The organism is Confluentibacter flavum, assembly GCF_002843175.1.
GTDB classification, from domain to species: Bacteria; Bacteroidota; Bacteroidia; order Flavobacteriales; family Flavobacteriaceae; genus Confluentibacter; species Confluentibacter flavum.
Genome location: NZ_PJEO01000056.1, coordinates 266567 through 286104 on the forward strand (window position 1 = coordinate 266567; position 19538 = coordinate 286104).

A 19538-nucleotide genomic window follows, 5' to 3' on the forward strand; every position below is an offset into this window, starting at 1 on the left:
TCTAGAATGGATTTTTCAATTTTTAAATGTTAGCTATCAATTGGATTTAAAGTCAAAAAAAAAAATAATTATCTTTACTTATGAAGTTAAGTATAATTATTCCAGCTTACAATGTTGAAGAATATATAGAAACTTGTCTAACAAGTTGTTGCAACCAAGATCTACAGCTTTATGATTTTGAAATCATAGTAATAAACGACGGATCTACAGATGATACTGAAAAAAAAGTGTTACAATTTGTAGAAAATCATTCCAATATACTTCTAAAATCTCAAAAAAATAGCGGCTTAGGAGCATCTAGAAATTTAGGAGTAGCCCTCTCAAAAGGTAAATATATTTATTTTTTAGATGGAGACGATTATATAGCTAGGAACACGTTAGGTTCTCTAATTACATTAATTGAAAAACATAGCTTAGATGTCATTGGTTTTAAATCTAAAAATGTTACGGATAGCAACCTAATAGACTCAAAACACACAAGTAAAGATATTGAAGTAGATAATATATTCAATGGAATTGATTTCATGGCGAAATACAATTATATGCCAGAAGTATGGTCGTACATAACTAAAAGATCTTTTTATTTAGATAATAAATTCAATTTCTACAATAGAAAATTTTTACAAGATTCCTACTTCACGCCTAAGCTAATAAGTAAAGCCAAAAGAATAGCCTTGGTAGATTATGATGTTTATAGGTATAGAAAATCTATTAACTCTGTCACTAGAAATAAATCAATGGAGCATGCTAAAACACATATGGAAGATATGTGTTTTGCTATTCATAAATTAGAAGAACTAAAAAATGAACTAATTAGCCAAGGCATTACTAATAAAAAGGTTCTTCAACGCATGGATGTAAAACAACAACACTATGTATTTATTTTAATAAGTAGATTTGTCAAATCTGATTTGGATAATTCAATGCTAAAAAAAATATTATCAGATTTTAAACTTATTGGGGCATACCCTTTAATTAAATTTTTGTCTACTTCAGATTATAAAAGCAATTTATATCACATACTTACTTTTGTATATAATAGAAAATATCTGCTTTATCCAAGCATAAAAATATATAGACTATTGAAAAGATAGCGGTATGCTTAAAAGTTATAACATACTACTTATATGTTATTATGTAAAGTTTTTTATCATAAAACCCTTTAAAAAAACGTTATTTTATTTCACTCTTTAAAAGCATAAAAACCTTTGTTTTTAGTATCTACTTTTTAAGGCTATCTTCTCGAACTTCCTTATTTTTGCACTAACAAAATCCTAATAAAAATGAACAAAAAAGTCATCCTTATGATTCTTGATGGTTGGGGAAAATCACCAGACCCAAAAGTATCGGCCATAGATAATGCCCACACCCCTTTTATAGATTCTTTATATACCAAATATCCAAATGCATCCTTGCGTACCGACGGCTTACATGTAGGTTTACCAGAAGGTCAAATGGGAAATAGCGAAGTAGGACATATGAATCTGGGTGCTGGACGTATCGTGTATCAGGATTTGGTAAAGGTTAATCTGGCTGTTCAAAATAAGACATTAAATACCGAAAAAGTACTTGTTGATGCTTTTAATTATGCCAAAGACAATAATAAAAGTGTCCATTTTCTTGGTTTACTGAGTGATGGCGGGGTACATTCCCACTTCTCACATTTATATGGTTTAGTTGAGGCTGCAAACGACTTTGGGTTGAAAAAAACGTATATCCATGCCTTTACTGACGGTCGTGATGTGGACCCAAAATCTGGTGCTAGCTTTGTTTCGGATTTACAAAATAATTTAATTAACACACCTACAAAACTGGCTACTGTTACCGGTCGTTATTACGCCATGGACAGAGATAAGCGATGGGAACGTGTTAAACTAGCTTACGATGCCATTGTAAATAGTGTTGGCGAAAAATCATCTAATATAGTAGCATCTATTGAAAGTAATTATGCCAATGACATTACCGACGAGTTTATAAAACCCATTATTGCTGTTGATGCTGACAACAATCCGATTGCATCCGTAAAAGAAGATGATGTTATTATTTTCTTCAACTTTAGAACAGATCGTGGACGCGAACTTACAGAAGCCCTGTCGCAACAAGATTTTCATGAGCAAAACATGCATAAACTTAATTTGTATTATGTTACGCTTACCAACTATAACGATACATATGAAAATGTGAAGGTTGTCTTCAATAAAGACAACTTAACAGAGACTTTGGGTGAGGTTTTATCAAAAAACAATAAAACCCAAATCAGAATTGCCGAAACGGAAAAATACCCTCACGTAACTTTTTTCTTTTCTGGCGGACAAGAAATTCCTTTTGAAGGTGAAACCAGGATATTAAGAAATTCACCTAAAGTGGCTACGTACGATTTAAAACCTGAAATGAGTGCTTTTGAATTAAAAGATGCTTTAATTCCTGAACTTGAAAAAGGAGATGTAGATTTTGTATGCTTGAACTTTGCCAATGGTGATATGGTTGGCCATACAGGCGTTATGGAAGCTGCTATTAAAGCTTGCGAATCTGTTGACGCCTGCGTTAAAGAGGTTGTAACCACAGCACTAAATCATGGCTATACAACACTGCTTATTGCAGACCACGGTAATTGTGAAACCATGATTAACCCAGATGGTTCTCCAAATACGGCACATACCACAAACCCTGTGCCTATTATTTTAATTGATAATGATTTAAACCGTATTCAAGATGGTGTTTTAGGAGATATCGCACCTACTATATTAAAATTAATGGGTATAGAACAACCAAAAGCAATGACAAGACATTCATTAGTTTAGATTTAAAGCAAATATTTATAACTTTACAATAAAAATCGGATCCAAATTGATGAATTTTAATGGTGGACTTGTAATAGCAGTTGATTTTGATGGAACCATCGTGGAAGATGCCTATCCAAAAATCGGCAAGCCTATACTTTTCGCTTTTGAAACCTTACAAAAACTTCAAAAAGAAGGGCATCGCTTGATATTATGGACCTACCGAAGTGGCGATAAATTAGATGAAGCCGTCGCATTTTGCGAAGAGCATGGCATCTTTTTTTATGCCGTAAACAAAAGTTTTCCAGAAGAAGAATTTGACGGCTCTTTTAGCAGAAAAATAAATGCCGATTTATTTATTGATGATAGAAATATTGGAGGGTTTTTTGGATGGGGCGAAATATACCATTTGCTTATAAATTCAGATGAGAGTCCTGTTCAAACGGAAAAGAAGAAAGGATTTTTCGATTTTTTAAAATAATTTTCTGTACTTCAAAAGAATTATAAACCCAATATATATTCAAAATTTCTAACATTTTAATTTTAAGTATCTTTGCCATTATTTTTTAAAAGATGATTGTAGTAAAAACAAGAGAAGAGATTGAATTAATGCGCGAAAGTGCTTTAATCGTATCAAAAACGTTAGGAATGCTCGCCAAAGAGATTAAACCTGGAGTCACCACTGTACAACTGGACAAACTTGCTGAAGATTTTATAAGGGCTCAAGATGCATTGCCTGGTTTTTTAGGTTTATATGACTGTCCATCCACCTTACTATGTAGTGTTAACGAAGCTGTTGTACATGGTTTGCCAACAGCTATTCCGTTAAAGGAAGGCGATATCGTGTCTATAGACTGTGGTGCTTTAAAGAATGGCTTTTACGGCGACCATGCTTACACTTTCGAAATAGGCGAAGTAGCCCCAGAAACCAAAAAACTCATTGAAGTTACCAAGGAATCATTGTATGTTGGCATTAGGGAATTTAAAATAAACAATCGCGTTGGCGATGTTGGCTATGCCATCCAAAAATATTGTGAAGATCATGGTTATGGAGTAGTAAGGGAATTGGTTGGTCATGGTTTAGGCAAAAAAATGCATGAAGATCCAGAAATGCCAAACTACGGAAAACGAGGTAGAGGTAAAAAATTTATTGAAGGTATGGTGGTCGCCATAGAACCGATGATCAATATGGGAACACACCGCGTAAAACAACTTAAAGACGGTTGGACCATTGTAACTTCAGACGGTAAACCAAGTGTTCACTTTGAACATGATGTCGCCATTATTGATGGAAATCCAGAAATACTTTCCACGTTTGCTTATGTTCATGAAGCCTTGGGTATTACTTCTAATGAAGAAGATGAATTTAGGCAAGAAGCATTAGTGCTTTAAAATGAAAACGTTCTTCAAAATAGTTCTGAACATTATTCCAAGACCTTTATTAATAAGGCTTAGTTATATTATCCGCCCTATTTTAGCCTTTTTTTTAAAAGGAAACAAGTTTACCGACCCTATAGATGGTAAAAGCTTTAAAACCTTTCTTCCATATGGTTACGGAAAACAACGCACTAATGTATTATCGCCTTCAACATTGAGTTTAGAACGTCATAGATTATTGTGGCTTTACTTAAAAAATGAAACGAATTTTTTTTCTGCAGATACTGAAACAAGTTCAGCACAAAGAAAAAAAGTACTCCACTTTGCTCCCGAACAGGCTTTTTACAAACGCTTTAAAGCCATGAAAAATTTGGATTATACCACAACGGATTTAAATTCGCCTCTGGCCGATGTTAAAGCCGATATTTGTAATCTCCCTTTTGAGGACAATAGTTTTGACGTCATACTTTGTAATCATGTATTGGAACACATTCCAGATGACACCAAAGCGATGCAAGAACTATATAGGGTTATGAAAGTGGGCGGTATGGGTGTTTTTCAAATTCCGCAAGATCTTTCTAGAAATACGACTTTTGAAGACAATACCATTACTGACAAAAAAGAACGTTCTAAAATTTTTGGACAATACGATCATGTACGCATTTATGGCTTAGATTATTTCAATAAATTAAGATCTGTTGGTTTTAAAGTGGAGGAAATTGATTATACCGCTAAACTTTCAGAAGAAGATGTTACTAAATATTGCTTAGCTAAAGGCGAAATTATTCCTGTGGTTTATAAGTAATTTATCATTCCTGCGAAGGCAGGAATCTAATAAATCTATGTTTTTATATATCAATGGATTCCTGCCTTCGCAGGAAATCAAGGATTCGACAATTCAATGTCAGTTAATTTTCAGGAAACCCATTAAGGGATAACGTTTCCAATTCTTGCTTATCATTTTCAAAAATCAAAAACACTTTAAGCTCTGGATGCTGTTGTAAAAATGCTTTTACTTTTTCAATACCCATAGCCTTGAAAGCCGTTGCATAACCATCAGCCATCATGCAATTTTCTGCAATTACTGAAATACTCAATAAATTAGTCGCACTTGGATAACCCGTATTTGTATCAATAATATGCGAATAGCGTTCACCATTTTCATCTACTTTAAATTTTCTGTAAGTGCCAGAAGTCGCCATGGATTCATCTTTGAGTGAAATGGCTTTTAAAATGGATTGTGTACCATCAAAATGTGGCATTTCAACACCCACTTTCCAATCAGCTTTTTTTTCAATATTCATACCTTTGGCTCTAATTTCACCGCCTATTTCAACCAAATAATTATGCAAACCTTTACGTTCTAAAAACTCACCAATCACATCAACACCATAACCTTTAGCAATGGCATTAAAATCTATAAAAGCATTTGGGTCGTCTTTAATAATTGTGTTTTCTGCACGTATTATTCTATCAAAACCAACAGAAACCATTAAACTATCAATTTTAAGACTATCCAGATTAACTATTTTTCCTTCGGGCCCAAAATCCCAAGCGTTAACCACATCACCAATAGTTGGGTCAAAAACACCTTCTGTAAATTGATGAATAATTTTAGAAGCTTCAAAAACTTTTATAAAATGTTCGTCAATTTTTACTGATTCATTTCTATTGATTTTTGAAATATCAGAATCCTCTATATATGTTGACATGGATTGATTGATAACTGTAAACAAACTATCAAATTGCCTTTCAAAATTAATTTCAGAATGATATGTGATGTTGTAAGAGGTGCCAAAGGCCTCACCCGAAAGCTTTATGTTTTTAATATCTTTATTACAGGAAAAACAACATACAAAAATTAATAAAGTAATAATTCTGTTCATCATAATTTTATGATTCAATTAATTAGATTTCTGCCTACGCAGTAATGACAAATCAGTTCAGATTGGTTTCTAAAACTTGAATACCGTTATATTCTATTAAGTATTCTTCATTTAAATAAATAGGCAAATGGTCTCCATCAGGATTACCAACACCAACGCCTGCATACAACACTTTAGCATCATTTTCCCTTGCATGTTCTTTAAATGATTCCATCCAAAGAATATCATAATTATTTGGGTTTTCTGGCAGAATAACGGCCCTTACTATTACAAAATAATACTGTTTGTTTTTATCGATACATACAAACTGAGGATGCTTTTTAAGTTTACTGTTAATGGCAATAAACTCAAATCCACGAGTTTCCAAATCTTTACCAACATGGTTCATGGCAAGATTGTGCAATTCTTGTTGATTAAGTGGTTTGCTCATGGTGCAAAAATACAATAAACCATGATTTTACAATAACACATTCACAAATTGAATCGCTGTTTACTCGGGAAAGCTAGAAATGTGTAACTTTAAAATCGCTAAACCAACGTAATAAGTACATGCCAAAACATCCTACTTCAAAAAAAATAGGTCTTTTTTTAGGCCCACTTCTATTTTTAATTGTTCAGTTTTTACCCTTTGAAATATTATCCGAAAAAGCAGATACCGTAATTGCTATTGGTTTATGGATGGTTTGTTGGTGGATCACTGAAGCTGTTTCAATTTCTGTAACGTCATTGTTACCACTTTTACTATTTCCATTATTCAAGGTTATGAGCATTGATGATGTGGGCGCTAATTACGGAAGTCCGATTGTGTTCCTATTTTTTGGTGGTTTTGTTCTGGCTTTAGCCATAGAAAAAGTGAATCTCCACAGACGCATTGCCTTAACTATTATAAAAAAAACGGGGACTACACCTAATAAAGTGATTCTTGGTTTTATGATTGCTACAGGATTTATGAGCATGTGGATTAGCAATACGGCTTGTGTTGTAGTGATGCTTCCCATTGCCATGTCGGTGATATCCTTATTGATGAATGATGCGGACGGATTTACCAAAAAAGATCAGAATTTTGCACTTAGTGTTATGCTTGGCATCGCGTTTTCCGCAAATGCAGGTGGCATTGCTACGGTTATTGGTACGCCACCAAATTCCGTTTTAATAGGGTTATTGGAGAATGAATACCATATTGAAGTCTCCTTTTTTAAATGGATGCTTTTAGGTTTACCGATTTCAATCATTTTAATTACTATTATTTATTTTGTGTTGGTTAAATGGATGTTTCCAAATAAAGGGCTTGTTTTTAACGCATCAAAAGATGTTATTAATACAGAGTTAATAAAACTTGGAAAAACATCGGCTAGGGAAAAACAAGTGCTTGTAATCTTTAGCATTATGGTTTTTCTATGGATTTTTAGAGTCCCCATTAATTCGTTAATTCCAGGATTGGGACTCTCTGATACCATGATAAGTATTTTTGGAGCTTTGGCCTTTTTTACGATTCCCTTTAATTTAAAACAAGGTGATTTTATATTAAATTGGAATGATACCCAAAAACTATCTTGGGGCATCTTGATTTTATTTGGTGGTGGTTTGGCTCTAGCGAATGGCATGTCTGAAAGCGGTATCATTGAAATAATCGCAACCTCAATTTCTACCAGTCAGATTAGCATCCTTTTAATGGCAGCATTACTTATTACCTTGATGTTGTTTATGACCGAATTGATGAGCAATGTCGCATTAACAGCGGTATTAGCACCTGTGGTAGCTGGTATTGCCATTGGATTAAATATTCCGCTTCTTTATTTATTGATTCCTGTAACTATAGCTAGTAGTTGTGCCTTTATGTTGCCTATGGCCACCCCACCCAATGCCATCGTTTTTGCAAGTGGTTATGTTAAAATAAAAGACATGGCTAGAGTTGGTTTTGTTTTGAATATAATTTCTGTGGTTCTATTGATTTTGGTATTTAAGTTTTTTGTGCCTTTGGTTTTTTAATCAAAATTAAAAGTCCTTAATCAGTTTTAACTTATAGTATGTCCTTTAAAACCACCCATACATTTTCTGCCATTATTTTTTGCCCTTCCACGGTAGGATGAATACCATCGCCTTGGTTCAATTCAGGAATACCTGCTACATTTTCAAGTAAAAAAGGAATAAGTTCTATATTGTTTTTCTCTGCTAATTCTGGAAAAATATTTTTGAATTCTGTGGTATAATCTTCTCCTAAGTTTGGAGGCATTTGCATGCCTGCCAAAATAATCTCTGTTTCGGGATTTTTTTCTCTAACGACATCAATAATAGCCTGCAAATTGCTTTTAGTTTCACTGGGAGGAATCCCACGTAAACCGTCATTGGCACCAAGTTCCAACACAAAAACAGCCACTTTTTGATTCAAAATCCATTCTACCCTATTTTTTCCGCTTGCAGTGGTTTCGCCACTTAAACCAGCGTTTATAACCTTATAGGACAAACCTAGCGAATCCAACTTTTGTTCTATCACAGCTGGAAAGGCTTCCTCCACATCTAAACCCATACCCGCAGTTAAACTGTTTCCGAAAAATAAAATAACCTTATCTTTAGACGTTGTAGCTTGCATGTTATCTTCAGCCTCAATGTCCTCAATGGAAGTTGACGTTTTTTTATCACTGGTTTCACGACAAGATGTACTCGTAATCAGCAATAAAATATAACAAAACATTAACAGGATTCTCATAGCTTTAGAAGACATATTTAAAATCATTTATCTAATTTGTCGGATATATACAAAATACACCCTAAAAAATTCATGACAAAGATATTAAACGTTAATAACTTAGGGAAAAGTTATTTCAGTGGTTCAAAAAAACTCACCATTCTCAAGGACATAAGTTTTTCTGTGGAGGCCAAGGACACTTTTTGTATTGTAGGTCCTTCAGGTAGTGGAAAAACCACGCTACTGGGTTTATGTGCCAGTTTGGACCAACCCGATTCTGGAAGCATTGAACTTTGCAACACAGAAACTGGCAATTTAAGTGAAGATGAACGCGCCCAACTCCGCAACCAAAAGGTAGGCTTCATTTTTCAGGATTTCCAGTTGTTACCTACTTTAACGGCTTTAGAAAATGTAGCCGTACCACTAGAACTTCAAGGTAATAAACTGGCCAGCAAAAAAGCTATGGAACTTTTGGAAAAAGTAGGACTTAGCGACCGTTTAGACCATTATCCTTCGCAATTATCGGGAGGAGAACAACAACGGGTGGCATTGGCAAGGGCTTTTTCCAATAGCCCAACCATATTATTCGCCGATGAACCCACTGGAAATCTCGATGCCGAAACTGGGGAAAAAGTGATTCAGTTGCTTTTCGACCTTAATAAAGAACTGGGCACAACTCTAATCATTGTAACCCACGATATTGAACTAGCACAAAAAACTAATCATATTCTTAAACTTAAGAGTGGACGCATTGTTGAAAACACCACAATGGCTAAATGAGTAGAAAAACAAATATTTCAAAAGCAGACTTAGGTTGGCTATTAAAAATGGCTTGGCGGGACGGTAAGACCAGTTGGAAAAAGTTAATGCTTTTTATGGCCTCGATTGTATTGGGAATAGCGGCATTAGTTTCCATACAATCCTTCAGTGACAATTTAAAAAGCAATATTGCCTCACAGTCCAAATCTTTAATGGGTAGTGATTTTAAAATTGATAGTGATAAACCAGCTAGTGATAGCTTAGTTGTCATTATGGATTCATTAGGAGGTTTCGATGCCCGTGAAATTAGTTTTGCTTCCATGGTAGCTTTTCCCAAAAATGAAGGATCAAAGTTAGCTCAAGTACGCGGTATTGAGGGTAGCTTTCCTTTTTATGGTTCTATGGAAACGGAACCGGAATCAGCCGCAACCACCTATCAAGAGCAAGGTGCGGCATTGGTAGATGCCACGTTAATGTTGCAATTTGGACTTAAAACGGGAGATACCATAAAAATAGGAAACGCCACGTTGCCAATTAGTGGCGCTTTAAAATCCGTGCCGGGCAGCAATTCCTTTTCCATTTCTATAGCGCCACCTGTGGTCATTCCCTTTAATTATATTGAAGCTTCAGGGCTTGTACAAACAGGTAGCCGTTTGGATTATGAATTTTATTTTGTGGCCAAACCCGAAATAGACCTTGACCTGTTAAACGAAGCTATTGGTGAGAGGCTGGATGCTATAGACGCAGATTTAGACATTCATACAACGACCAGTGAAAGATTGGGAAGACGCTACGACAATTTTGGTAAGTTTCTTAATCTTGTCGCATTTATAGCTTTGTTATTGGGTTGCGTGGGTATTGCCAGCGCGGTTCATATTTATATTAAAGAAAAACTACGATCTATAGCGATTTTAAAATGTTTGGGAGCAACCAAAAAACAAACCTTTTTAATCTACCTTATTCAAATTGGTTTTGTAGGCTTAGTTAGTGGTTTTATTGGGACATTAGTTGGATTATTGTTGCAACAGCTATTTCCACTGATTTTGGAGGGCTTATTACCAGTAGAAGTTCAAATAACGTTAGTGCCAACAGCCATTTATTCGGGTATATTACTTGGTGTTTTTATGTCCGTTTTGTTTGCTTTATATCCGCTGATTGGAACTATTTACACGTCGCCATTACAGACTCTTCGTATTGAGGAAAATAATAATTCAAAATCAACAAAAGCTGGGTTATTGGTATTGACTGCCATATTTTCTTTTATCTTTTTGTTTGCCTATTGGTTGTTAAGAGACATTACCTTCGCCCTAGCCTTTCTTATTGGTATCATCATAACCTTTTTAATACTTGGTGGTATAGCTCATGGGTTTATGAAAGCAATAAAAAAATTCTTTCCGTATTCCTGGGGATTTGTGGCACGCACCAGTATGCTGAATTTGTATCGTCCAAAAAACCAAACTCTTGTATTAATAATGACCATTGGTGTAGGAACGTTTTTAATTAGTACACTGTATTTTAGTAAAGACCTATTGTTGTCACAAGCATCTATTGAAAATAAGGCCAATAGTGCTAATATGATATTGCTCGATATTCAAAACGAACAAGTAGACCGTGTTGTAGCTACCATTGCAGATAAAGGACATCCTTTAATAGACAATATTCCTATTGTAACCATGCGTATTCACAGCATTGCTGGAAAAACCGTGAATGAAATACGAGAGGACACGACATCTACAATTCGTGGATGGGCATTAAGCCATGAATTCAGGGTAACTTATCGTGATTCGCTAATTGCTTCGGAAACACTACAATCGGGGACATTTACTCCACAGGCAACCGCCGGTAATCTAGTGCCTATATCGGTAAGCAATGATTTTGCTGAAGATACCAAAGTAACTATTGGTGATAAAATGACCTTTAACGTTCAAGGGGTTTTAATCAATACGGTTGTTGGTAGTATTAGATTGGTAGACAGGAGCAATATTCAGCCTTTTTTTAACGTATTGTTCCCACGGGGTGTGTTGGAGGATGCTCCACAATTTAGGGTGCTAACCATGAATGTCCCCAATGAACAGGCTTCTGCTGTTTTGCAACAGGAACTGGTAACTAAGTATCCCAATGTTTCTATTTTAGATTTGCGACAAATATTAAAAGTAGTAGAGGAATTGTTGAGTAAAATTGGGTGGATTATCAATTTTATGGCATTTTTTAGCATTCTTACAGGTATTATTGTACTGATTGGTGCCGTGCGTACCAGCAAACACCAACGAATTAGAGAAAGTGTATTGCTCCGAACTCTGGGCGCTAAAAGCAATCAGATACTTAAAATGATCGCCTTGGAATATACTTATTTGGGAATTATTGGGAGTTTAACCGGGATTTTACTTTCGTTAGTAAGCAGTCAGTTATTGGCTTTGTGGATTTTTGAAACACCCTTTACGCCCTCCATCATTCCATTTGTTGTCCTATTTCCATTCATCACATTTTTAGTAGTAAGCATAGGAATAGCCAATAGCAGGAGCGTTATTAATAATACGCCTTTAGAGGTATTGAGAAAAGAAAATAACTAGTAAGAGGCTTTTTTGAAATTACGACAAATAAAAAATTGTCATTTTTTTTATATCTTAGAAATAAAAAATGGAAACTTCAATTCGTTTAGAGCAGGCCATAAAAAAACTTTATATAGCATTTCACAACAATCATCTAAATCCTGAATGTTGTAAACAATGTGCGGTTGGCAATATTTTAGATAATAAGGATAGTTGGAAACATCTATCAGACCACCATGGCTCTTTGGAGCTAAACTATGTGGGGAAAGTACATGAATCGTTTGGTAGAAAATTTAATGGCTATTCACCTTTAGAATTATTAAAAATTGAAGCTATATTTTTAAAGGCTTGTGGCTATCAATTACCATTTCATCATAAAAATAGTAAACCTAAAAACCCTACGCATAAAGATATTTTGTTTGATGGTTTAACTGAAGTCATTACTTTTTTATGTGAGTTGGATGACGTTACCAATATTATGGATTACACCAAATTATTTGAGTTTAAAAATGATAAGCCTCTCCATGATATTACTGAGGCAAGTGCTTAAAAAAAAATTATTACTTAAAATAAGTAATATTATTTTTTGAAGTCAATACGAAATTTTACTAAATTTATCACGTCTCATTTCTATGCAAGTGTCATTTCAAACCAACCAAGCATATGAAAACAAACATTTTAATTTCTGTAACGATCCTCTGTGTATTAATAAACGCATGTAATTCCAAAGAAGAAAAAAAATCTCCTGAACTTTATGAGCCAGCTAAAACGATTACTGAAGATCCAGTAAAACGAGGTGAATATCTTGTTAACTCTATCGGATGTCATGATTGCCACACGCCAAAGAAATTTACTGAGCATGGGCTAACCTTAGATACCGACCGTCTACTATCTGGCCACCCTGCTGAGGAAACATTGGCGGAATATGATGCGAAAACAGCTAAATCCTATATCCTTTTTACAATGGGACTCACCGCGGCAACAGGCCCATGGGGTACTTCTTTTGCAGCTAATCTAACCCCAGACGCTACGGGTATTGGTTCATGGACGGAAGGTCAATTTTTAACAGCTATTAAAAAAGGACTTTACAAAGGGTTGGAAGGAAGCAGACCCTTATTACCGCCAATGCCTTGGGAAGGGCTTAGAAATTTATCTGATGATGATTTAAAAGCCATTTTCGCTTATCTTAAAACTATAAAGCCCATAGAAAATGTTGTGCCAGCTGCCATTCCTCCTCAAATAAATTAATTTGGTGTTTTACTAAACAAAAAAAACCAACACTTTTTTTGTGTTGGTTTTATTATATGAGCTGCTGAAATTTAAAATGTTTAAATTATGATTAAAACTAGTTCAGCATGATAGAGGGATTATCCTCCAAAATCATCAAAACGTATATGTTCGTCAGGGATACCAAAATCTTCTCCCATTTTTTGAACTGCTTTGTTCATTAATGGTGGTCCACAGAAATACAATTCAATATCTTCTGGCGATTCATGTTTGCTTAAATAATTATCAATCACACAATTATGTATAAATCCAATAAAACCATCTCCAGGAGCATCAATATCTGTTTTTACCTTCCAGTTATCTTCAGGTAAGGGTTCAGATAATGCTAAATAGAATTTAAAATTAGGGAAACTATCTTCCAATTGTTTAAAATGGTCTAAGTAAAATAATTCTCGTTTAGAACGTCCACCATACCAATAGGTTACTTTTCTACCTGTTTCTAAGGTTTTGAATAAGTGGTATAAGTGAGAACGCATTGGAGCCATACCAGCACCACCACCAACATATAACATTTCAGAATTGGACTCATTGATAAAGAACTCACCGTAAGGTCCGGAAATAGTTACTTTATCACCTTTTTTCTGATTGAAAATATAGGATGAGGCTACTCCAGGATTTACATCCATCCATCCGTTTTTATTTCTATCCCAAGGTGGTGTAGCAATACGAACATTTAACATGATTTCACGACCTTCTGCTGGGTAAGAAGCCATAGAATAAGCTCTTTCAACAGTTTCGTTATTTTTCATAACCAACGTCCATAAACCAAATTTATCCCATTCTGCTTGAAATTTATCTGGGGTTTCATGTTCTTGAGGGTGAGCCGTAATATCAATCTCTGAATATTTTATTTCGCAAGGTGGAATTTCAATTTGAATATAACCTCCTGCTTTGTAACCCATATCTTCTGGAATTTCAACAACAAATTCCTTAATAAACGACGCCACATTATAATTACGTACAACGGTTGCTTCCCATTTTTTGATACCAAAAACTTCTTCAGGAATGGTAATATTCATGTCTTGTTTTACTTTAACCTGACATGCCAAACGTGCACCATGCTGTAATTCTTTACGCGTGAAATGCGGTGTTTCAGTAGGCAATGCTTCACCACCTCCAGAAAGCACATGGCATTCACATTGAATACAAGTTCCACCACCACCACAAGCTGATGGTAAAAATATTTTTTGATTCCCTAAAGTTGAAAGTAAAGAACCTCCTGAACTTACTTCTATTTCTCTTTCACCATTAATGGTAATCTTTACTGGCCCTGAGGGCGATAACTTTTGTTTAACTACTAATAACAATGCCACTAATAATATGGTAACTACTAAAAATACGGTTACCGTAGCTATAATCGTCCCTAATGTTCCTGCTGCTAAAATCATCATATTATTCAATTATTTTAGTGTTATTAGCTAACTCTTTTTCTGTTTTATCTTTAGTAGAGTCTTCAACTTTTACAGTTTGCCCTTCTTTTTTAGCAGGTTCATCGCCTCCTGTTAACATACCACCAAAACTCATAAATCCAATGGCCATTAATCCTGTAATGATGAACGTAATCCCCAAGCCTCTTAATGCTGGCGGTACATTTGAGTATCTAATTTTTTCACGAATGGCTGCAATGGCAAGGATAGCCAAAAACCAACCAATTCCTGAAGCAATACCATAATTAAATGCCAATCCTAAAGTTGGGATTTCGCGAGATTGCATAAATAACGAACCTCCTAAAATAGCACAGTTAACAGCAATAAGTGGTAAAAAAATACCCAACGAATTGTATAATGAAGGTGAAAACTTTTCAACAACAATTTCTACCAATTGAACCATGGTTGCAATCGTTGCAATAAACATGATGAATGATAAGAAACTTAAATCGTAATCGGCATATTCTGCGCCTAGCCAAGCTAATGCTCCTGGTTGTAATAGATATTGGTCCAATAGCCAGTTTAAAGGAACTGTAATAGCTAATACAAAAATCACCGCAGCACCTAAACCTACTGCTGTAGCTACTTTTTTCGATACAGCAAGATATGAACACATCCCAAGGAAGGTTGCAAATACCATGTTATCTATAAATATTGATTTGAAAAATAATTCTATGTGTTCCATATATTTTAAGTTTTCAGTCTCAGTCTCAGGTTACAGTTTTTACTGTTCACTGTGACTGTTAACTGGTATCTAATTAATCTTCTATTAAAGCTTTATTTCTACTACGTTGAATCCAAATAATAACTCCCAAAACAATCAATGCCATTGGAGACAGTAACATAAATCCGTTATTTTCATACCCTAAAGCATATAATCCAGTTTTTTCAATAGGATCTCCTAAAACTTTAAATCCTAATAAGGTACCAGAACCTAAAAGTTCTCTAAAAAAACCAACAATAATTAATATTAATCCATATCCGGCAGCATTACCAATCCCGTCTAAAAATGATTTCCAAGGGCCATTAGCCAAGGCAAATGCTTCAAAACGTCCCATAATAATACAGTTGGTAATAATCAACCCAACAAATACTGACAACGTTTTACTTAGTTCATACGAATATGCTTTTAAAACTTGGTCTACAATAATTACTAAGGCAGCTACCACAACCAATTGGACAATGATTCTAATTTTAGAAGGTATAATATTCCTCATCAAAGAAATAACAACATTACCAACTCCTAATACCGCAATAACCGAGATTGCCATAACAATAGATGCTTTTAACTGTGCCGTAATAGCCAATGCAGAACAGATACCAAGAACCTGTATGGTAATTGGATTATTGTCTGTTAATGGATCCAGTATTAATTTGCTGTCTTTTTTTGATAAAAGTCCCATGTTATTAATTGTTTTTTAAAGATTTAAAATAAGGAGCGTAAAGCTTCAAGTCACTTCTTATCATGGCAGTAACACCATCACCAGTTATTGTTGCACCAGCTAAAGCATCAACCTCATTATCTGTTTTATTTTCATTTTTTGGATCTGCATTTCCTTTTGCAACTGTAATTCCTACAAATTCACCTGATTCGTCTAATAGGTGTTCGCCAATAAAATCATCCATAAAATAACGTTCTTTTATGTTTGCTCCCAATCCTGGCGTTTCGCCTTTATGATCAAAATAAGCCCCTTGTACCACCATATTTTCATCTATGCCAACATAAGCCCAAATAGCATCCCAAAGTCCTTTACCATAAATTGGCACTACATAAATGGTTTTTCCATCAATATCGCCAACAAATAATGGCAAACGTCTTTTCGACGGATCATCTTTAGCACTTGATTTTTCTTTTTTAACATCTATCAAATAAGCTTGATCATCTTCTGTTACATTTCCATCTTGAATCACCAATTGCTTGGTAACATATGTTGAAAACTCCTCAGCAACTTTATCAGCAGCCACAAAATTGGCGCTGGTTTCATCATTTTCATTAATACCTAGTGCATACAAAATGTTTTGTTGCTTTTCAATACGTTGGTTTTCTGAAATTTTTCCTTTTAATGAAGACGCTGCATATGCTAAAACAGAGCCCACAATTAAAACCATAACGATGGCAAAAATAATGGTATATGAATTTTTATCTGTTCTGTTTTCCATAATTAAGCTGTTTTAACTTTTAAACGTTTCAACCTCTGTTTAATGTTTCCTTGTATGACATAATGATCTATAGTAGGAGCAAACACATTCATTAATAGAATGGCTAACATGACACCTTCTGGGTAAGCTGGATTAAAGATTCTAATTAATATAGATATAAACCCTATTAAAAACCCATAATACCATTTTCCTTTATTTGTTTGTGACGCTGTAACAGGGTCGGTTGCCATAAAAACAACCCCAAAAGCAAAACCTCCTAAAATTAAATGCTGCCAAAAAGGCGTACTCATTAAAGTATAAAATTTACTGCTTTCGGTAATAATACCTGCACTAACAACTTGATTGAAAATCAATCCCATAACTATGGCTCCTAATGCTGATGACAGCATAATTCTCCAGCTTCCTATTTTGGTGAAGATTAAAAATAATCCTCCCAAAATAATGAGTAATGTGGAGGTTTCTCCAATGGAACCGGGAATAAACCCATAAAACATGTCTGATACCGAATACGCCATTTCTTTTCCTTGAGCTAAACTTCCTAATATAGTTTCACCAGAAATCGCATCTAAATTAGCCCCTGCAGCAATATCATTCGTTCTTTGAACCGCACCTTCAACCCATACCTTATCACCACTCATCCAAGTTGGATAAGCAAAGAATAGAAAGGCCCTTATAGTTAATGCCGGATTTAAGATATTCATTCCAGTTCCACCAAAAACCTCTTTCCCAATAACAACGCCGAATATAACGGCAACTGCCAACATCCATAACGGAATATCAATAGGGACAATCAACGGCACAAGCATACCTGTTACCAAATAACCTTCTTCTACTTCGTGATTTTTAATGACGGCGAATAAAAACTCAACACCTAAACCAACTCCATAAGACACAATAACCAATGGTATGATTTTCCAAAAACCAATCATAAAGTTATCTAACGTCCAAAATTCTGAACTAAAAAATCCAGAAGTTACCGCCTGAATATCGCCAACTGCCAGGTTATGTTGATACCCAGCATTGAACATGCCAAAAATCAAACATGGTATCATAGCCATGATAACCGTGTTCATGGTACGTTTTAAATCGTCTGCCGACTTAATATGTGTGCCATTATGCGTGGTATCGTTTGGTGTATATAAAAAAGTATGTAACGCATTGAATGCAGGGGCCATTTTAGTGCCCTTATACTTTTCTTTTAAACTATGTAAATTACTTTTTAAACTCATTATCCTATCTCTTTAAGCATTAAGTCTAAGCCTTTTCTTATAATATCTTGATGTGGTTGTTTAGACACACAAATAAACTCTGTTAATGCAAAATCCTCAGGAGCTACTTCGTACATGCCCAAAGCTTCCATTTCATCTAAATCTTTATACATACATGCTTTTAAGATTTGCATAGGGTAAATATCCAAAGGAAATACTTCCTCATAGTTACCTGTAGTCACAAAAGCTCTGTGCTCTCCATTGGTATTGGTGTCTAACTCGTATTCTTTTTTAGGGTTTAACCAAGAAAACGTTAATGCTCTTGAGTTTGAAATTTTATTGAAAACCGGTTTGGTCCAACCGAACAATTCATAGTCATCACCTTCTGGAATTACGGTAATTACATTACTGTAATAATCTAAATAACCATCTGGTTTTATGTGTTTGCCACTTAATACGTTTCCTGAAATAATTCTCACATTAGCATCTTGAGGAACCCCTTTGTCATAAATAATGGTAGCAACTTCGCTACCTATTTTAGTAACAAAATATCTTGGTTTTTCTATGGAAGACCCTACTAAAGCCACGATACGTTCTGCATTAAACTTACCTGTTAAAAGCAATTCGCCAATAATGACCAAATCTTGAGCATTAACGGTCCAAACCACTTCGCCTTTATTTACAGGATCAATTCTATTGATTAATGTCCCCACATTTCCTGATGGATGCGGTCCAGAAATGCTATGAATGGCAACACCTTTTAATCCTGCTAACGGTGAGTTTGAAGATTTTCCTATCCCCACATGTACGTTGCCTGCTGTAAGTTTCCCTAACGCAATAACAGCTGCTTGCAATTCTGATTCTTTACCTTTTAAGGTAAAATCTAAATCGGCTGCCAAGGGCGCTGTTGCATAACCCGAAACAAAGATGGATTTTGGCGATTTGTTTGGGTTCGCAATCACGTCGTACGGACGTTGCTTAATAAATGCCCAACATCCAGATTCTAATAAGCGCCCTTTAATAGCTTCTGCACTAGCCGTATCTGGATTAACAACACCATAATTTTTAAAGGTTTGTATTTTATCTGCTTGAATCTTTACAGATAATATTTTTCGCTTTTCACCACGATTAATTTCTATAACTTCTCCAGAGACAGGAGTAACAAACTTTACGTTTTCGTTAGATTTATCATAAAATACTGGGTCTCCAGCGTTTACTTTTGATCCAACTTTAGAAATTAATTTAGGTGTTAGTCCGTGGAAATCTTCAGGCCTTAAAGTATAAAAGTTGCTTAAAATAGCCTTTTCAAGGGTTTTTTCAGCTTCACCTTTAAGTTTAATGTCTAGACCTTTTTTAATGAGAATGTCTTTTGACATATTTTTTTTATTGAAATTATTGTCTAAAAATCGGTGCAAATTT

The 19538-nt window shown here is 34.9% G+C and carries 19 protein-coding genes; 10 read left to right on the top strand and 9 right to left on the bottom strand.

Annotated features, from left to right (window positions below; translation table 11 throughout):
* Nucleotides 1-80 precede the first annotated feature (80 nt).
* The 5 genes from CSW08_RS17460 (at nt 81) to CSW08_RS17480 (ending at nt 4962) form a co-directional block, all read left to right on the top strand.
* The gene (locus CSW08_RS17460; protein WP_106661194.1) at nt 81-1094 is read left to right on the top strand and encodes a glycosyltransferase family 2 protein; all 1014 of its coding nucleotides are present in this window, start codon (nt 81-83) and stop codon (nt 1092-1094) included.
* Nucleotides 1095-1283: 189 nt separating this feature from the next.
* Nucleotides 1284-2801, top strand: coding sequence for a 2,3-bisphosphoglycerate-independent phosphoglycerate mutase (gpmI, locus tag CSW08_RS17465; RefSeq protein ID WP_106661195.1), 1518 nt, complete (start codon nt 1284-1286; stop codon nt 2799-2801).
* 49 nt (nt 2802-2850) lie between these two features.
* Complete coding sequence (locus tag CSW08_RS17470) at nt 2851-3261, top strand: BT0820 family HAD-type phosphatase (RefSeq protein ID WP_106661196.1); 411 nt, start codon at nt 2851-2853, stop codon at nt 3259-3261.
* 92 nt (nt 3262-3353) lie between these two features.
* Nucleotides 3354-4172, top strand: coding sequence for a type I methionyl aminopeptidase (map, locus tag CSW08_RS17475; protein ID WP_106661197.1), 819 nt, complete (start codon nt 3354-3356; stop codon nt 4170-4172).
* A gap of 1 nt (nt 4173) precedes the next feature.
* Nucleotides 4174-4962, top strand: coding sequence for a class I SAM-dependent methyltransferase (locus tag CSW08_RS17480; RefSeq protein WP_106661198.1), 789 nt, complete (start codon nt 4174-4176; stop codon nt 4960-4962).
* A 103-nt stretch (nt 4963-5065) separates the two neighbouring features.
* On the opposite strand, the gene CSW08_RS17485 is transcribed toward CSW08_RS17480, so the two are convergent.
* On the bottom strand, nt 5066-6046 hold the full coding sequence (locus CSW08_RS17485; protein WP_238987309.1) for an FAD:protein FMN transferase: 981 nt from the start codon (nt 6044-6046) through the stop codon (nt 5066-5068).
* A gap of 49 nt (nt 6047-6095) precedes the next feature.
* The gene (locus CSW08_RS17490; RefSeq protein WP_106661200.1) at nt 6096-6473 is read right to left on the bottom strand and encodes a Na(+)-translocating NADH-quinone reductase subunit F; all 378 of its coding nucleotides are present in this window, start codon (nt 6471-6473) and stop codon (nt 6096-6098) included.
* A 119-nt stretch (nt 6474-6592) separates the two neighbouring features.
* On the opposite strand from CSW08_RS17490, the gene CSW08_RS17495 reads away from it, so the two are divergent.
* The gene (locus CSW08_RS17495) at nt 6593-8032 is read left to right on the top strand and encodes an SLC13 family permease (RefSeq protein WP_106661201.1); all 1440 of its coding nucleotides are present in this window, start codon (nt 6593-6595) and stop codon (nt 8030-8032) included.
* 31 nt (nt 8033-8063) lie between these two features.
* Here CSW08_RS17495 and CSW08_RS17500 read toward each other — a convergent pair whose 3' ends face one another.
* Nucleotides 8064-8750: an arylesterase gene (locus tag CSW08_RS17500; protein ID WP_106661243.1), complete on the bottom strand. Its 687-nt coding sequence runs from the start codon at nt 8748-8750 to the stop codon at nt 8064-8066.
* A gap of 72 nt (nt 8751-8822) precedes the next feature.
* Between CSW08_RS17500 and CSW08_RS17505 the strand changes: the two genes are divergently transcribed.
* From CSW08_RS17505 to CSW08_RS17520, 4 genes are all read left to right on the top strand, one after another.
* Nucleotides 8823-9509 carry an ABC transporter ATP-binding protein gene (locus tag CSW08_RS17505; RefSeq protein ID WP_106661202.1) on the top strand — a complete coding sequence of 229 codons (687 nt, stop codon included), beginning with the start codon at nt 8823-8825 and terminating at the stop codon, nt 9507-9509.
* A complete protein-coding gene (locus CSW08_RS17510; RefSeq protein WP_106661203.1) occupies nt 9506-12058 on the top strand; it encodes an ABC transporter permease in 2553 nt (850 codons plus the stop codon). The genes CSW08_RS17505 and CSW08_RS17510 overlap by 4 nt, the downstream gene beginning before the upstream one ends.
* 67 nt (nt 12059-12125) lie before the next feature.
* Nucleotides 12126-12587 (top strand): Na(+)-translocating NADH-quinone reductase subunit F, encoded by a 462-nt coding sequence (locus CSW08_RS17515; protein ID WP_106661204.1) that lies wholly within the window; start codon nt 12126-12128, stop codon nt 12585-12587.
* 113 nt (nt 12588-12700) lie between these two features.
* Entirely contained in the window at nt 12701-13285 is a 585-nt protein-coding gene (locus CSW08_RS17520; protein ID WP_106661205.1) for a c-type cytochrome, read from the top strand.
* A gap of 119 nt (nt 13286-13404) precedes the next feature.
* Here CSW08_RS17520 and nqrF read toward each other — a convergent pair whose 3' ends face one another.
* The 6 genes from nqrF to CSW08_RS17550 all read right to left on the bottom strand — a co-directional run bounded on the left by nqrF (nt 13405) and on the right by CSW08_RS17550 (nt 19495).
* The gene (gene nqrF, locus CSW08_RS17525) at nt 13405-14712 is read right to left on the bottom strand and encodes an NADH:ubiquinone reductase (Na(+)-transporting) subunit F (protein WP_106661244.1); all 1308 of its coding nucleotides are present in this window, start codon (nt 14710-14712) and stop codon (nt 13405-13407) included.
* 4 nt (nt 14713-14716) lie between these two features.
* Nucleotides 14717-15436 carry an NADH:ubiquinone reductase (Na(+)-transporting) subunit E gene (nqrE, locus tag CSW08_RS17530; protein WP_106661206.1) on the bottom strand — a complete coding sequence of 240 codons (720 nt, stop codon included), beginning with the start codon at nt 15434-15436 and terminating at the stop codon, nt 14717-14719.
* Nucleotides 15437-15509: 73 nt separating this feature from the next.
* Nucleotides 15510-16154 (bottom strand): NADH:ubiquinone reductase (Na(+)-transporting) subunit D, encoded by a 645-nt coding sequence (locus CSW08_RS17535; RefSeq protein WP_106661207.1) that lies wholly within the window; start codon nt 16152-16154, stop codon nt 15510-15512.
* A gap of 4 nt (nt 16155-16158) precedes the next feature.
* Entirely contained in the window at nt 16159-16911 is a 753-nt protein-coding gene (locus CSW08_RS17540) for a Na(+)-translocating NADH-quinone reductase subunit C (RefSeq protein ID WP_106661208.1), read from the bottom strand.
* 2 nt (nt 16912-16913) lie between these two features.
* Nucleotides 16914-18140, bottom strand: coding sequence for an NADH:ubiquinone reductase (Na(+)-transporting) subunit B (locus CSW08_RS17545; protein ID WP_106661209.1), 1227 nt, complete (start codon nt 18138-18140; stop codon nt 16914-16916).
* Nucleotides 18140-19495, bottom strand: a complete 1356-nt coding sequence (locus tag CSW08_RS17550) for a Na(+)-translocating NADH-quinone reductase subunit A (protein ID WP_106661210.1) — start codon at nt 19493-19495, stop codon at nt 18140-18142. Before CSW08_RS17550 ends, CSW08_RS17545 begins: the two co-directional genes overlap by 1 nt.
* Nucleotides 19496-19538 lie beyond the last annotated feature (43 nt).

Bases quoted from the DNA above. Each gene is read 5' to 3' on its own strand.
- CSW08_RS17460 (WP_106661194.1), top strand. From the start codon at position 81: ATGAAGTTAAGTATAATTATTCCAGCTTACAATGTTGAAGAATATATA.
- gpmI (WP_106661195.1), top strand. From the start codon at position 1,284: ATGAACAAAAAAGTCATCCTTATGATTCTTGATGGTTGGGGAAAATCA.
- CSW08_RS17470 (WP_106661196.1), top strand. From the start codon at position 2,851: ATGAATTTTAATGGTGGACTTGTAATAGCAGTTGATTTTGATGGAACC.
- map (WP_106661197.1), top strand. From the start codon at position 3,354: ATGATTGTAGTAAAAACAAGAGAAGAGATTGAATTAATGCGCGAAAGT.
- CSW08_RS17480 (WP_106661198.1), top strand. From the start codon at position 4,174: ATGAAAACGTTCTTCAAAATAGTTCTGAACATTATTCCAAGACCTTTA.
- CSW08_RS17485 (WP_238987309.1), bottom strand. From the start codon at position 6,046: ATGATGAACAGAATTATTACTTTATTAATTTTTGTATGTTGTTTTTCC.
- CSW08_RS17490 (WP_106661200.1), bottom strand. From the start codon at position 6,473: ATGAGCAAACCACTTAATCAACAAGAATTGCACAATCTTGCCATGAAC.
- CSW08_RS17495 (WP_106661201.1), top strand. From the start codon at position 6,593: ATGCCAAAACATCCTACTTCAAAAAAAATAGGTCTTTTTTTAGGCCCA.
- CSW08_RS17500 (WP_106661243.1), bottom strand. From the start codon at position 8,750: ATGAGAATCCTGTTAATGTTTTGTTATATTTTATTGCTGATTACGAGT.
- CSW08_RS17505 (WP_106661202.1), top strand. From the start codon at position 8,823: ATGACAAAGATATTAAACGTTAATAACTTAGGGAAAAGTTATTTCAGT.
- CSW08_RS17510 (WP_106661203.1), top strand. From the start codon at position 9,506: ATGAGTAGAAAAACAAATATTTCAAAAGCAGACTTAGGTTGGCTATTA.
- CSW08_RS17515 (WP_106661204.1), top strand. From the start codon at position 12,126: ATGGAAACTTCAATTCGTTTAGAGCAGGCCATAAAAAAACTTTATATA.
- CSW08_RS17520 (WP_106661205.1), top strand. From the start codon at position 12,701: ATGAAAACAAACATTTTAATTTCTGTAACGATCCTCTGTGTATTAATA.
- nqrF (WP_106661244.1), bottom strand. From the start codon at position 14,712: ATGATTTTAGCAGCAGGAACATTAGGGACGATTATAGCTACGGTAACC.
- nqrE (WP_106661206.1), bottom strand. From the start codon at position 15,436: ATGGAACACATAGAATTATTTTTCAAATCAATATTTATAGATAACATG.
- CSW08_RS17535 (WP_106661207.1), bottom strand. From the start codon at position 16,154: ATGGGACTTTTATCAAAAAAAGACAGCAAATTAATACTGGATCCATTA.
- CSW08_RS17540 (WP_106661208.1), bottom strand. From the start codon at position 16,911: ATGGAAAACAGAACAGATAAAAATTCATATACCATTATTTTTGCCATC.
- CSW08_RS17545 (WP_106661209.1), bottom strand. From the start codon at position 18,140: ATGAGTTTAAAAAGTAATTTACATAGTTTAAAAGAAAAGTATAAGGGC.
- CSW08_RS17550 (WP_106661210.1), bottom strand. From the start codon at position 19,495: ATGTCAAAAGACATTCTCATTAAAAAAGGTCTAGACATTAAACTTAAA.